Genomic DNA, 13418 nt, shown 5'->3' with positions numbered 1-13418 from the left:
CATTTAATTGCTACTTTTGGTTGACGCTTCCGTTGTGCCAGACATGAGTCTTCAATAGATGACAGATTTCGCCTTGCTGCTTGGCCTGTAGCTCCGGAAAGAGTGGAAGCGTGATGGCTCCGGCATAAAACTGCTCGGTACATGGAAGAGGAGTCTGAGTCCACTTTTGATACCAAGGTTGTTTGTAAATAGGTATATAGTGCACGTTGGCGCCGATATCCTGTTCACGTACTTTTTGGAAGAGCACACTGCGTTGTTCAGGGACTACATGGTGAACATAGAGATGGAAGGCGCTACGCCGCTCGCTGTTGAAATATCGAAGTAGTTGTTGTGGTGCCAGTCTTTCGAAGTAGTAACGAGCAATCTTGTTACGCGTGTTAATCCATGTCTCCAGATTGATCATCTGGCTCAACCCTAGTGCCGCCTGAATGTCGGTCATGCGGTAGTTGAAGCCGAGTATTTGCTGCTCATAGTACCAAGGGCCGTCGGGTTCATTGATAAAGTCTTCCGGTTCACGGGTGATGCCGTGGCTGCGGAGCATACGCATCCTCTTGGCAATCGCAGGGTCGTTGGTCATGGCCATCCCCCCTTCACCGGTGGTGATGATCTTCACCGGGTGGAAGCTGAAGACGGTGATGTCGCTGTAGCGGCCATTGCCGGTAGGTTCATCGTGATAGCGAGCCCCCAGGGCGTGACAGGCATCTTCGATGATCCGAAAGCCATATTCTTGCCCCAACCGATGGATCTCTTTCATATCGCAGGGGAGGCCGGCAAAGTGAACTGGTATGACTACCTTGGGGAGTTTTCCTTCCGCCTTGGCGGCAATCAGTTTCTTCTCCAGCTCCACTGCGCACATGTTCCCTGTATCGGGTTCAATGTCGACGAAGTCGACTTGTGCACCGCAATAGAGAGCACAGTTGGCGGATGCAACGAAGCTGATGGGGGATGTCCAGACCCAATCCCCGTGGCCAACTCCCAGCGCCAGACAGGCGATATGGAGTGCTGCAGTACCTGAATTGACCGCCACCCCAAATTTAGCTCCACAGTAGTCGGCAACCGCTTGCTCGAAGCGCGGAACGACCGGCCCCTGGGTCAGGAAGTCGGACTTGAGAACTTCAACGACAGCATCGATATCTGCCTGGCTGATAGATTGACGGCCGTAGGGAATCATTTTGCTACCTTGCTCTGGTTCATCTTCTGGAGCTGTTCGATGCTGAAAAAGTGAGGGTTGCTGCGAGAGTTATATTCGAAGCCCTGTTCTACCATTTTTCCTTTTTCGCCCGCCGCTGTTTTGGAGAAATCGTTGTTGCGATTATTGAAGTTGATGGTTGGGCCAATCACGAAGAAGTCATCAAACTCGAATGTGTGATAAGAGTCATCGGCAGGGCACATTACTTCGTGAAGCTTCTCTCCCGGGCGGATGCCGATGATTTTGTGTGGCAGGTGAGGGGCCATGGCACTGGCCAAATCTGTGATCCGAACAGATGGCAATTTGGGAACGAATATTTCCCCTCCCTTCATCCGCCCAAAATTGTCCAGCACGAAATCTACCCCTTGCTGCAAAGTGATCCAGAAACGCGTCATCTCCTCATGGGTGATGGGCAACGCATCCGCATTCTGGTCAATCAGCTTTTGGAAGAAGGGGACGACAGAGCCACGAGAACCGACCACGTTGCCGTAGCGGACTACGGCAAAACGGGTGGGATCCTGTCCCGCGATGTTGTTTGCTGCAACGAAGAGCTTGTCTGATGCCAGCTTGGTGGCACCGTAGAGATTGATTGGATTGGCGGCTTTGTCAGTGGAGAGGGCAATAACTTTTTTGACTTGATTGAGCAAAGCGGCCTGGATGACGTTCTCTGCACCATGGATATTGGTTTTAATGCACTCCATGGGGTTGTATTCAGCAGCTGGAACCTGTTTCAGTGCTGCTGCATGGATCACGTAATCGACGCCACGCATTGCCATAGTGAGCCGGTTGGCGTCTCTTACATCACCGATAAAATAGCGCATGCAGGGGTCGTTAAACTCCTGTTGCATCTCGAACTGCTTCAGTTCGTCACGAGAATAGATGATAAGCCGTTTCGGTTTATAACGTTCCAGTACTGTTTTGACCAATCGTTGGCCAAACGAGCCGGTGCCACCGGTGATCAGTAGCGTTTTATCGTTGAACATTGTGGGCATCTCGTCATAAAAACAGTAGATGAATCATATGCTAGCAAATAAAGTACCAGTTTTTTTGGCAAAGAGTGTGATCCATTCACAAAAACAGTTTTAAAGGTTTGGGTGCAACCCAGACCACCTCGGATTGGCTCTCATCAGTAAAGCTTTATCAAGATGTGCCGGTGCTTTGCGAGCTTAGCTGGATAGCTTGGCAAACCTGCTCCACTGCATTGAGGGCTCTCGGGGTGAAACGGTGCAGCTCATCCGAGTTGATCAAATCGAGTCGCTGATGCTGCACCGCGTCGAGATTTGGCCACTTTCGCCAGTGACGCAGGGCGTCAGGATCTTGACTCCCAGCCAGGATCAGCGATGGATTGGCTCTGATCACCTGTTCCATGTCCACTTGAGGGTAGGGGGTCTTGGCATTCGCCATGACGTTGAACCCGCCGCAGAGTTCGATGGCCTGAGCCGGCCAGGCATTACCACTGACGCTGGTGAGCGGTGGGTACCAGAGCTGGTAGAACACCTTGACACCGGTTGGTTGGCCATAGCGCTGTTGCAGGGAATGCAGGCGTGCCAGATAGCGATCGGCAGCTTCGTCGGCGCTCTTTTCCACCCCCAGCAATTTGCCCAGCGCCCGCATCTCGGTGGCCAGCGAGGCAAAATCGGTAGGCTCAGAGTAGAACACCGAGATACCCAGCTGTTCCAGTGGGGCCAGCATCCGTGATTGAGCCGAGCGCCAGCCGAGAATTAGATCCGGCTTTTGTGCCAGCACCGCCTCGACGTTGATGCTGCGATAATTGGCCACCTTGGGCTTGTTTTTCACCACGGCCGGATAATCGGAGGCATCGTCGATGGCCACCAGTTTGTCGCCGGCGCCAATCTCGTAGAGCAATTCGGTCAGGTGAGGAACAACGCTCACCACCCGGGTCGGTGTGGCGGCCAGCAGGGCACCGGGCAACCAAGCCAGCAGCACGCAGGGCAGCCAGACAGGCAAGCGCAACACTCTACCCATGAAATAACCCCGCTACCGTGACAACCAGCGCCAATATCAACCAGCCCCAGCCGCACCCTTGCAGAATGTTGAGCAGCTTGCGCGGTGTCTCGCTATCTGGCTCAGCACCAGTGCCGATGACGGGCCAACGCTGGAGAGTCCCCTGATAGTAGCGAGGGCCACCAAGGCGGATCCGGCACTTATCTACCAGCAGAGTGAGCAACATCCCCATGACGGGATAGGGCCAGAGCGCACCATTGCGCAGCAGCTGTGCGGCCTGTTTGAGACGGCTTGCCAGCAGTGGCAGCCCCAGCAGCAAAATGACGGAGGCATTGAGCCCCTGATAGAGGGCGCTGGCGGCGCGACCAAAGTGGTCGAAGGCGGGATCTTTGCGACTCCAGCTCTGATTCATCAGCTGCACCAGCCGCCAGAGCAGGGCGCCCTGTACGCCAGCCAGGGCAAATCCCAGCAGCGGGCCAGCCCATTGGCCGACCAGACGCAGGGCGCAGCTCTCCGTCACTGCTTTGGCGAGCCCCATGGTCGAGAGTTTACCGGTCTCCCGCTTAAGCCAGGGAGCCGCCTGCAATCTCGCCAGCGGCAGGGTCTCCTGCGTGGCGAGCGAGTGAGTGGCATGGGCGAGTTCGCGCAGTGGACGAGATTCGATCATCAACAGCAGAAACAGCAGGTCGAAGATCGGCTCGCTCAGGGCCAGATTGCGCAACGACCAGAGCCCGGCGGCGCAGGGTACCCATACCACCAGCATCGCCAGCATACCTGCTTGTAGCTGCTGGCGTGGTGTGCCATCGGCCTTGTGCACCTTGTGCCCCAGCCGGGTCAGCAAGGGCGTGACGGCCGAAAGACGCAGATGGGATGGACACGGGATCACCGCCTCCAGCAGGGCTGCCCCCACCAGAATGGCCGCCATCGTAGAAAGGAGGGCGTCGGCCATCAAATCAAGCGAGCCGGTCTCGATCACAGTTTGCCGAGCATCTTGATAATCACTTCGGCGGAGTGCTTGCCGGCCACCTCGATGAAAGCATCGAAGGATTCAACCTGTTCCTTGCCTGCGATATCGGACATGGCGCGCACCACCAGATAGGGCACGTTGAACATGTGGCACACCTGACCGATGGCGGCACCTTCCATCTCGACCGCCAGCATCTGCGGGAAGTCGGCGCGAGCCTTGGCGATGGCGTCCGGTTTGCACATGAACTGGTCACCGGTGCAGATAAGGCCAACCTTGGTCTGGTGCTTGCCCTGCTCGGCGATGCAATCCTGAGCGACCGCGATGAGCTTCTCGTCGCAGGGGAAGGCGGCGGGTTGCTGCGCCATCTGGCCCATCTCGTAACCAAAAGCGGTCACATCCACATCGTGGAAACGCATCTCGCTGGCGATCACTACATCACCGATGTGCAGGTCCTGGGCAAAGCCGCCCGCAGAGCCGGTATTGATGACGCAGTCGGGGGCAAATTTTTCCAACAGCAGGCTGGTGGCCACGCTGGCGGCGACTTTACCGATACCGGAGCGGGTCAGGATCACCTCTTTGCCTGCCAGCATCCCTTGATAGAACTCGCAGCCGCCCAGTTGCAGGGTGGTGGGGTTGCTCATCTGGCTGCGCAGCAGGGCCACTTCTTGCTCCATGGCGCCGATAATACCTACTTTCATTGCTGACCTCGTCTTGATAGCCGTGTGGCTGAATTTAAGTTGCTGTAGATCATAACAAAAGATGGCGTCGGCGCCGAGAGGCACAAGCGAAAGGAGAGATGAAGCGCGGCTCTCCATATGGGAGCGCCGCAGGTGACAAAAAGCATTGATGAGATAGGAGAGGGGCCTTTAGCCGAGCGCGGTGTCGAGCGTCATCATCAGGGCAAAGCCGGCCATCAGACCGAGGGTGGCATAGGTCTGGTGACCGTTGCGGTGGGTCTCGGGGATCACCTCGTGGGAGACCACGAACAACATGGCACCAGCGGCGAGCCCAAGCCCTATCGGGTAGGCAATGGCAAGACCGCTTGAGAGCCCCACCCCGAGCAGGGCGCCCAGAGGTTCCAGCAGGCCGCTGGCAATGGCAACCAGCACGGCCACCGAGGGGCGAAAACCGGCGGCGCACATGGCCAGCGCCACTGCCAGTCCTTCAGGAATATCCTGCAATGCGATGGCGGTGGTAAGCGGCAGCCCGACCGACATATCCCCTTGGGAGAAGCTTACCCCGATGGCCATCCCCTCCGGCAGGTTGTGCAGGGCGATGGCAAAGACGAACAGCCAGACCCGGGAGCACTGCTCATGGCCGGGGCCACAGGGGCCGGTTTTGTCATGCTCGTGCGGGGTGAACTGATCCAGCCCCAGCATCAACAGCACCCCGAGGGTCATGCCGACCACCACCACGGCGGCGGCACTAAAGCCGTTGCCGGTGATCCCCTCGGCGGCCTCCAGCCCCGGCAGCAGCAGGGAGAAGGCACTGGCGGCCAGCATCATGCCAGCGGCAAAGCCCAACATGGTGTCCTCGGCCTTTTGCGGCACAGAGCGCAGGAACAGGGCGGGCAGGGCGCCAATGGTGGTGGCGGCAAAACCGGCTGCCCCCCCGATCAGGCCGTAGCGCACGCCGCTGGTTACGTCGCCGGTCGCCAACATGATCAGGCTCTGTAGCAACAGGAGCAGCACCGCGACCAGCGCGATAAAGAGGCCGAGAGCGGTGAGCGGGCGACTTTGCATCTGGCTGCGCAGTTGCTGTGACCAGGATAACGGGGGGAGGGCAGAGAGATGGTCCATGGCATGACCTCGGATGTGCAAAGTGGATGGTGGCATTACATCGACTCGGCCACCCCTTGTCCATGTCTGCAAGACGATTGTTGCTATCGGGAAAATGGTGCCAGGTGAATTTGGGGTGGTTTTTGTGATCCGGCTCCGGTTGTTGGTTTTGTTAAGTTGCTTTTAATTTTTAAAGAAAAGTGAGGAGGTGGTCGCTTTGTGCTGGCGTGCGCGCCTTTGCGGAACCCTATCTTCCCGGTGTTCTGCTATTTTTCCCGTCAGGAAGGTCCGGGTATTTGCTCATAGGGATGTGTTCGCCACACTCCATTCGCCTGTCAGCAGTAGAGGATCACCCGCCACTATGTTTTACAAGAATCTCTCCATCGGCAAAAAGATTGCCGTGGTTTTTGCGGTCATTGCCGCAGTCAACGTTGTCTTCGGTGTTTTTCTCTCCAGCGAATTGCGCGGTGTGCGTGATCGGGTGCTGAACTTTACCGACTCTACGCTGCCGAGTGTCCTGTCGGTCGAAACCCTGCTCTATGACGTCTCCTATGTCCGTCGTGCCCAGTTTGCATTGCTGATGGTGAACGATGCCGCTGATCTGCAGGCTCGCCGCAGCCGGATCCAGCAGAATATCCAGAAAGTAGACAACGCATTTCACGCCTATGAGGCGACTGTCGGTGCTGATCATGAGCGTCAGGTGTTTAATCAGGCCAAACAACAGTGGCTCAGTTACCAACGTGCAGTGAACGAGTTTGATCAACTGCTGGTACAAGGAGAACAAGAGCAGGCCAAGGCACAGTTATTTGCCTCGAATGCTGCTTTTGGTTCTTTGGAGCGGGCAGTTAATGCTCTGATCGATGTGAACCTCGGTTTTGTGAAGGAAAACCGCAGCAGCTTGCTTGGCAGCGTCAGCATGGTGACCACTTTCGCCATGGTGAGCATTGGTGCTCTGCTGGTGTTCATGGTGGTGATGACCTGGTTCCTGACCCGCCAGATCTGCCTGCCGCTGCAAGCGGTAGTGGCTCAGGCCAACGCCATTGCCGCCGGCGATCTGACTCATCAGCTGGAGCGTCAGCATATCGGCCGCGACGAGCTGGGCATGCTGGCCAAAGCTTCCCTCAAGATGCAGGACAACCTGCGTGGTCTGATTGAAGAGGTGGTGGCTGCGGTTACCCAGCTGGGCACCGCGATTGAAGAAGTGAGCGCGGTTTCCGAACAGTCCGCCAAAGGGATCCAGAGTCAGCAGCAAGAGATCTCGTTGGTAGCGACGGCTATGGCCCAGATGAAGGCGACCGTTGCCGATGTAGCGGGTAACACCGAGAGCGCTTCCGAATCGGCCAGCTCCGCCAATGCGTTGGCCCGCAGTGGCAATCAGGATGTGCAGAGTTCGTTGGTGGCGATCACCCAGGTGGCCGAAGAGATTGAGCAGGCCGGCACGCTGGTGGCTGAGTTGGAGCGCGAGTCTGCCCAGATCAACGTAGTGGTTGATGTCATTCGTGGCATTGCCGATCAGACCAATCTGCTGGCCCTCAATGCCGCCATCGAGGCTGCCCGTGCCGGTGAGCAGGGCCGCGGCTTTGCGGTGGTCGCCGATGAGGTGCGCACCCTGGCTGGTCGTACCCAGGCCTCTACCGGCGAGATCGTCGCCATCATCGAAACCCTGCAGTCCCGCGCCAATCAGGCGAAAGAGGTGACCGGACTGAGTTGCGATATGATCCGCCAGTGTGTGACCCAGAGTGAACAAACTGGACATGGAATCCAGCAGATCGAAGAAGCAGTTGAGAAAATCGCCGATATGGCGATCCAGATTGCCAGCGCATGCGGTGAACAGGATGCGGTGTCTGACGAGCTGGGCCGCAACGTCGAGCGGATCAACGAATCCGCCAATGAGGTGGCGCTGGGGGCGGATCATACTGCTCGCGCGTGTCTGGAGTTGAGCCAGCTGGCTGTCGGCCTGAGACAGACTATCGGGCGTTTCCGTCTCGCCTGATAAGCAGGTCGATGCGCTCCATCATCACACCCGGCGATATGCCGGGTGTTTTTTATCTGTCTGTTGGCAATGAATTGGTTTGCATCTGTATCAGCGAGATCAGTTCTGGGCTGGTAAGAAGGAAGTCATTGCTGTGGCATCTCTGTATGGGTCTTGGTAACGAGAGTTTGGGAAACTGCGTGTTTGATAGCGAGATATAGCTGACAACTTGGAGTGGAAGTCTGGTAATGAGGGGATATGGCATGCAGAAATGTGGGGGGGACGGGGGGCGTCATCGTTGGTGCAGTGTGGGCTGTATTTCGGAGATAAATTGCAGAGATAAAAAAAACCGGCTTGCGCCGGCTTTTTTATCTTGGTGAATGCTGGGGCGCTGGCTTATTTGGCCAGGGATTCCGGCAGCTCTTCACGGATCTTGCCTAGCATCTCTTTCAGGACGCGCGGGTTGGCAACCACGATGTTGCCGGAGTTTTCGTAGTTGTGACCACCTACGAAGTCGGTGACGATGGCGCCGGCTTCTTTGGCCAGCAGTTCACCGGCAGCGGTGTCCCAGGGCTTGAGGCCGATTTCCCAGAAACCGTCGACGCGACCGGCAGCCACATAGGCCAGATCCAGCGCGGCAGAGCCAGAGCGACGGATGTCGGCACATTCGATGAACATGCTCTGGAACATCTTCAGGTACGGCTCGATGTGGTGCTTTTGTTTGTAGGGGAAACCGGTGGCCAGTACGGTGCCAGCCAGCTCTTTGGCTTTGCCGACACGGATGCGGTAGCCGTTCAGCTGGGCGCCGCTACCACGGGTAGCAGTAAACAGTTCGTCACGGATGGGATCATAAACAACGGCTTGTTCGGTTTTGCCTTTCACGCGCAGCGCGACGGAAACGGCAAAGTGCGGAATGCCTTTGACAAGGTTGGTTGTGCCATCCAGCGGGTCAATGATCCATTGGTAGTCCGGATTGGTACCGGCAATCTCACCGGACTCTTCAGCAACAATGCTGTGTTCCGGGTAAGATTTTTTGATGGTGTGAATGATGGCCGCTTCGGCTTCACGGTCAACGTTGGTCACGAAGTCATTGCTGCCTTTTTGGATAGCCTCAATGTTCTCGGGCTGGGAGAAGGCTTTTACTACAACTTGACCGGCGTTGCGCGCAGCGCGCACGGCGATATTCAGCATCGGATGCATAGGTTCACCACTGGATGTTAAAGAACGGGGGATAAAAGGACGCGGTATGATACCAGTATTTTGTGCGATGGCAACTGTTATCCCCCTACGACCAATTGATTAGCACTGCCAGATTTGACGGCTCCAATATAGACCAGATCTGCGCTAGTCTTATCCCAGCAGCCTGATACCGGCTGTCATGAGCATAGGGATATGAGCCATGAATTTGTCATTAGTGAGTCAGAACGTGTCAGCGACCAGTGAAGGTCTGTTGGCCATTTTGCGGTCATCACCTGAGTATGGTGATCACTTTGCCCACATCGCCGTGACCCCCCTTGCCCAGTGGCAACCGGCCAAGACGGAGGCGGCGATCCTGCTGATCGACGGGGATGCCCCCTGGCAGGATGCCGGATTTGCCCGCGCAGAGGACGAGACGATCGGCTTGCCGGTCTTGCCACTGCTGATCCGCAAGGGGGACAAGGAGTTGACGGTCAGCGGGCCGGATGTGCGGGATCCCCGTTTCTATTTTGTCTCAAACGGCATCGTGCTGGATGAGTCGGAGCTGGCCGAGCCTGCCTGCAGCCGGGTGTTGCTGAGCAAGCTGGATTCCTACTTCCCGCTGCTTTCCCGCCTGATCATGCTGCGCCAGCGCAAGCCGGTCGCCATGCTCAACTAGTCACGCCTGTTTTTTGATTACACAAACAACGCACTGCAGGCCATATCGGCTCGCGGTGCGTTGCTTTTTAATGGCTCGTTGTCGGCGATTTGTTGCAAGATGAGGCGGCAACAGTTTGGTCTCGCCATCGAGCCGAGCTATCTATACCGACCCCTAGTATTTCGAGTCGTACTATTCCGATTCGAACTATCCGGCTATGACCAACAAGGAGTGAATCATGATCGACTTTTACACCGCCGCGACCCCCAATGGTTTCAAGGTGGCAATCGCCCTCGAAGAGCTGGGTTTGCCCTATCGGGTCATTCCCCTCGATTTGTCGGCGCTGGATCAGAAACAGCCCGCGTTTCTCGCCATCAACCCCAATGGCCGCATTCCGGCGATTGTCGATCGGGATAACGACGATTTCGCCGTGTTCGAGTCGGGGGCCATCCTCATCTATCTGGCGGAGAAAGCAGGTAAGTTGCTGCCCGCCGACCCCAAACGCCGCTCTCAGGCCATCCAGTGGCTGATGTTCCAGATGGGCGGGGTAGGGCCTATGATGGGGCAGGCCAACGTCTTCTACCGCTACTTCCCCGAGAAGATCCCCGCGGCCATCGAGCGTTATCAGAAAGAGGGGCGCCGTCTGTTCGAGGTGCTCGACAGCCATCTGGCCCACCATGAATATCTGGCGGATGAGTACAGCATCGCCGACATCGCCACCTGGCCCTGGGTGCGGATTTATGACTGGAGCGGCATCTCCATCGAGGGGTTACCCCATCTGCAAGCCTGGATGGATCGGATGGCAGAGAAGCCTGCTTGCCAGAAGGGGATCACCATACCGCCGCGCAAGGAGCAGCCCGATGAGCTGATCAAGCAGGCGCAGCAGATGGTAACGCGTTGATTTTTAACTACCGACGGGGCGCTTTGCCCCGTAATATTAGAAAAACTAGGGCAAGCTGATTATAAAGATTCGTTCGTTTTTTGTGAGCTGAGTCACTATGATGCCCCCATACCACCAAGCGTCCTGTGCGGTGGTCTGGCGGGCTCCCCGCCTACTGTTTCCAACACTGTTTTTGATTGCATCACAGCATCTGTGATCGGATTCCTCTGGGCTATTTTGTGCCAGAGGGGCGGCAGCATTTTTTCGATTTTTTGGGACTGATATGGATCGGCACAGTTTTTATCCGTTGTTTTTATTGACCATTCTGATGGTCGCTGTGGGCCAGATGACCCAGACCCTGTATGTTCCCTCCATTCCGATGATGGCGGGGGACTTCAATGTGGCCTCGGGCCAGTTGCAGGCAGTAATGGCCTGTTACCTGATCCCCTATGGCCTCTCCCAGTTTGTCTACGGGCCGCTGTCGGATCGTATCGGCCGTCGCCCGGTGCTGATCGTCGGCATGATGGTGTTTCTGGTGGGCACTCTGACCATCCAGCTCATCCCGCACTTCACCGCCTTGCTGGTGGGCAGCTTTATTCAAGGGCTGGGGACCGGTGCCGGTGGCGCCATGAGCCGCACCGTGATGCGCGATCGCTACAACGGCGCCGAGCTCAACCGCGCCAACAGTCTGGTGAGCATGGGGGTGATCTTCTCCCCGCTGCTGGCGCCTGTGCTGGGTGGCTGGTTGACCGAGCTGTTCAACTGGCGCGCCGGTTACTGGTTCCTGTTCGGCTTTGGCGCCGTGGCGACCCTGGCCATTCTGGCCTGGTTTGGCGAGACCCTGCCCGTTGCTGCCCGTCAGCCGCTGCGCGTCGGTGCTGCCTATCGCCACGTGCTGGGCAACCCGCGCTTTCAGGGCAACCTGCTCTGCCTGATGGCGACCTTTGCCGGTTTGGCGGTGTTTGAAGCGGCGGCCGGTGTATTGCTCGGTGATGTGCTGCAACTGAGCGCCCGTACCGTGAGCGTGCTGTTCGTGTTGCCGTTGCCCGGCTATCTGTTCGGTGCCTGGCTCTCTGCCAAGCTGAGCTTTCGCCTGAGCCAGGGCAAGCTGATGCGTCTGGGTATCGCCTTTCTGGCGCTGGGATCGCTGATCATTCTGGTGCCGGGGCTGTTCGGTGTGGTGAGTGCTGCCTCGCTGGTTGGGGGCGCGGCCGTCTACTTCATCGGTAGCGGCATTCTCTACCCGACCGCCACTTCCTGTGCCATCGAGCCCTTCCCGGGTCAGGCCGGCACCGCGGGGGCCATTCTCGGCGGGATGCAGAATCTGGGGGCGGGCGTGGTGACCCTGCTGGCCGCCGGTTTCCCGATGACTGGACAGGTGACCCTGGGGGCCATCATGACCCTGATGGTGCTGATCGTGGCGCTGAGCTTTGTCTGGCTGCGCCACCACGGCTCGCCTCACGAGCAGATGGCGATTTGATGCCCGCGCTTGCTCTCTGAAAGCCCGCCTTCTGGCGGGCTTTTTCTTTGCCAGTGTCCCGTCCTGAATATGGTTTACACCTTTCCCCCCCAATAAATGGAGAACCCGATGGGACAAGGTGTGAAACGGACACAGCGCGATTACTCGCTGACTTTTAAACTGGCACTGGTCGAGCAAATTGAAAAAGGCGAGCTCACCTACAAACAGGCTCAGGTGCGTTATGGCATTCAGGGCCGCTCCACCGTTCTGGTATGGTTGCGTAAACATGGTCGGCAAGATTGGAGCCAGGGGGCTTCTGTGCGTGCCGGCAGGAGCATCACCATGCCTGACCCCGACAACCGGACGCCCGAACAGCGCATCAAGGAACTCGAGCAGCAGCTGGCGCTGATGAGTCAGAAAGCCCAGTTCTTTGAGGCGGTCGTCGATGTACTGAAGAATGACTACGGCGTCTCCATCGTAAAAAAGCGACCCGGCAAGTCCTCTCGCAGCGGCAAGTCGAAAGGCTGACCATTGTCAGGGCTTGCCTGTTTCTGGGGATAAGCCGGCAGGCTTACTACAAGCGCAATCGGGTCGCCGACGAGCGCCATGCACAAGGGCTACAGGTGGTGCGCTTCGTGCGTCAGGTTCGACTGCGACAACCTCGGGTGGGCACTCGCAAGCTGCATTATCTGCTGCTGGGTCAGGATGATGGCGGGCTCAAGGTCGGGCGGGACAGGCTGTTTCGGATATTGGCCGAGCACCGCTTGCTGGTGCAGCCTAAACGGGCGTATCACAAGACCACCCACAGTTTTCACCGTTTCTACCGTCATCCCAACTTGCTCAAGTCGGGGCCAGAGCAGGTCACGCCGGTGGCCCCGGAGCAGGTCTGGGTCGCAGATATCACCTATCTGCCAGCCAGGAGCGGACCGCTGTACCTGAGCCTGGTGACGGATGCGTACTCACGCAAGATAGTGGGCCATCACGTGCACGAAGGGATGCACGCCGAATCGGTGGCGATGGCGTTCAAGAAAGCCCTGAAGCAACGACGTGGCGGCGGTGAACTCATCCATCACTCTGACCGCGGCGTGCAGTATTGCTCGGGGCTGTATCAGTCATTACATGAACGGTACGGAGTGAAATGCTCGATGACGGATGGGTATGACTGTTACCAGAATGCGTTGGCGGAGCGGGTGAACGGGATTTTGAAAGGAGAGTTATTGTTGCAAAGCCCGCAGGATTTGACGCAAGCGCGGGAAATGGTGCGTGAAGCGGTGGATATTTACAACGTGGAGCGGCCGCATCATGCGTTGAAATACAGAACCCCCGATGCGGTACATAGGGGGTTCTGAGTAGAGAAATGCTAGTTGAAAATGT

General features: G+C 57.3%; 12 protein-coding genes. 5 read left to right on the top strand and 7 right to left on the bottom strand.

What is annotated here, in order from left to right; genetic code table 11:
• Positions 1 to 10 precede the first annotated feature (10 nt).
• From pseC to ACTG27_RS08365, 6 genes are all read right to left on the bottom strand, one after another.
• Positions 11 to 1171 carry a UDP-4-amino-4,6-dideoxy-N-acetyl-beta-L-altrosamine transaminase gene (gene pseC, locus ACTG27_RS08390; protein WP_439979481.1) on the bottom strand — a complete coding sequence of 387 codons (1161 nt, stop codon included), beginning with the start codon at positions 1169 to 1171 and terminating at the stop codon, positions 11 to 13.
• Positions 1168 to 2172: a UDP-N-acetylglucosamine 4,6-dehydratase (inverting) gene (gene pseB / locus ACTG27_RS08385; RefSeq protein WP_127007581.1), complete on the bottom strand. Its 1005-nt coding sequence runs from the start codon at positions 2170 to 2172 to the stop codon at positions 1168 to 1170. The genes pseC and pseB overlap by 4 nt, the downstream gene beginning before the upstream one ends.
• A 157-nt stretch (positions 2173 to 2329) precedes the next feature.
• Positions 2330 to 3175 carry a cobalamin-binding protein gene (locus ACTG27_RS08380; protein ID WP_439979480.1) on the bottom strand — a complete coding sequence of 282 codons (846 nt, stop codon included), beginning with the start codon at positions 3173 to 3175 and terminating at the stop codon, positions 2330 to 2332.
• Entirely contained in the window at positions 3168 to 4130 is a 963-nt protein-coding gene (locus tag ACTG27_RS08375; RefSeq protein ID WP_201950434.1) for a cobalamin biosynthesis protein CobD/CbiB, read from the bottom strand. The genes ACTG27_RS08380 and ACTG27_RS08375 overlap by 8 nt, the downstream gene beginning before the upstream one ends.
• Positions 4127 to 4819 (bottom strand): 5'-methylthioadenosine/S-adenosylhomocysteine nucleosidase, encoded by a 693-nt coding sequence (gene mtnN, locus ACTG27_RS08370; protein WP_005333935.1) that lies wholly within the window; start codon positions 4817 to 4819, stop codon positions 4127 to 4129. The genes ACTG27_RS08375 and mtnN overlap by 4 nt, the downstream gene beginning before the upstream one ends.
• A gap of 168 nt (positions 4820 to 4987) precedes the next feature.
• The gene (locus ACTG27_RS08365; RefSeq protein WP_429218244.1) at positions 4988 to 5920 is read right to left on the bottom strand and encodes a ZIP family metal transporter; all 933 of its coding nucleotides are present in this window, start codon (positions 5918 to 5920) and stop codon (positions 4988 to 4990) included.
• Positions 5921 to 6260: 340 nt separating this feature from the next.
• On the opposite strand from ACTG27_RS08365, the gene ACTG27_RS08360 reads away from it, so the two are divergent.
• Positions 6261 to 7892 carry a methyl-accepting chemotaxis protein gene (locus tag ACTG27_RS08360; protein ID WP_439979479.1) on the top strand — a complete coding sequence of 544 codons (1632 nt, stop codon included), beginning with the start codon at positions 6261 to 6263 and terminating at the stop codon, positions 7890 to 7892.
• Between the two features lie 375 nt (positions 7893 to 8267).
• Here ACTG27_RS08360 and suhB read toward each other — a convergent pair whose 3' ends face one another.
• Positions 8268 to 9071, bottom strand: coding sequence for an inositol-1-monophosphatase (gene suhB / locus ACTG27_RS08355; protein WP_234601586.1), 804 nt, complete (start codon positions 9069 to 9071; stop codon positions 8268 to 8270).
• Positions 9072 to 9270: 199 nt separating this feature from the next.
• On the opposite strand from suhB, the gene ACTG27_RS08350 reads away from it, so the two are divergent.
• The 4 genes from ACTG27_RS08350 (at position 9271) to ACTG27_RS08335 (ending at position 13393) form a co-directional block, all read left to right on the top strand.
• The gene (locus ACTG27_RS08350; protein WP_429218242.1) at positions 9271 to 9726 is read left to right on the top strand and encodes a hypothetical protein; all 456 of its coding nucleotides are present in this window, start codon (positions 9271 to 9273) and stop codon (positions 9724 to 9726) included.
• A 217-nt stretch (positions 9727 to 9943) separates the two neighbouring features.
• Positions 9944 to 10606, top strand: a complete 663-nt coding sequence (locus tag ACTG27_RS08345; RefSeq protein WP_439979478.1) for a glutathione S-transferase family protein — start codon at positions 9944 to 9946, stop codon at positions 10604 to 10606.
• Between the two features lie 262 nt (positions 10607 to 10868).
• Positions 10869 to 12065, top strand: a complete 1197-nt coding sequence (gene emrD / locus ACTG27_RS08340; RefSeq protein ID WP_270693997.1) for a multidrug efflux MFS transporter EmrD — start codon at positions 10869 to 10871, stop codon at positions 12063 to 12065.
• Between the two features lie 108 nt (positions 12066 to 12173).
• A protein-coding gene (locus ACTG27_RS08335) for an IS3 family transposase (RefSeq protein WP_429218240.1) occupies positions 12174 to 13393 on the top strand; the annotation gives its coding sequence in 2 pieces (ribosomal slippage) (positions 12174 to 12522 and positions 12522 to 13393; 1221 coding nt in all).
• Positions 13394 to 13418: the final 25 nt, after the last annotated feature.

Origin of the sequence: Aeromonas sp. 97A (assembly GCF_051919185.1) — a bacterium.
GTDB lineage: Bacteria > Pseudomonadota > Gammaproteobacteria > Enterobacterales > Aeromonadaceae > Aeromonas > Aeromonas veronii.
Note: the sequence above shows the minus strand (reverse complement) of the source record. Positions and strands in the feature narration are given on the sequence as shown.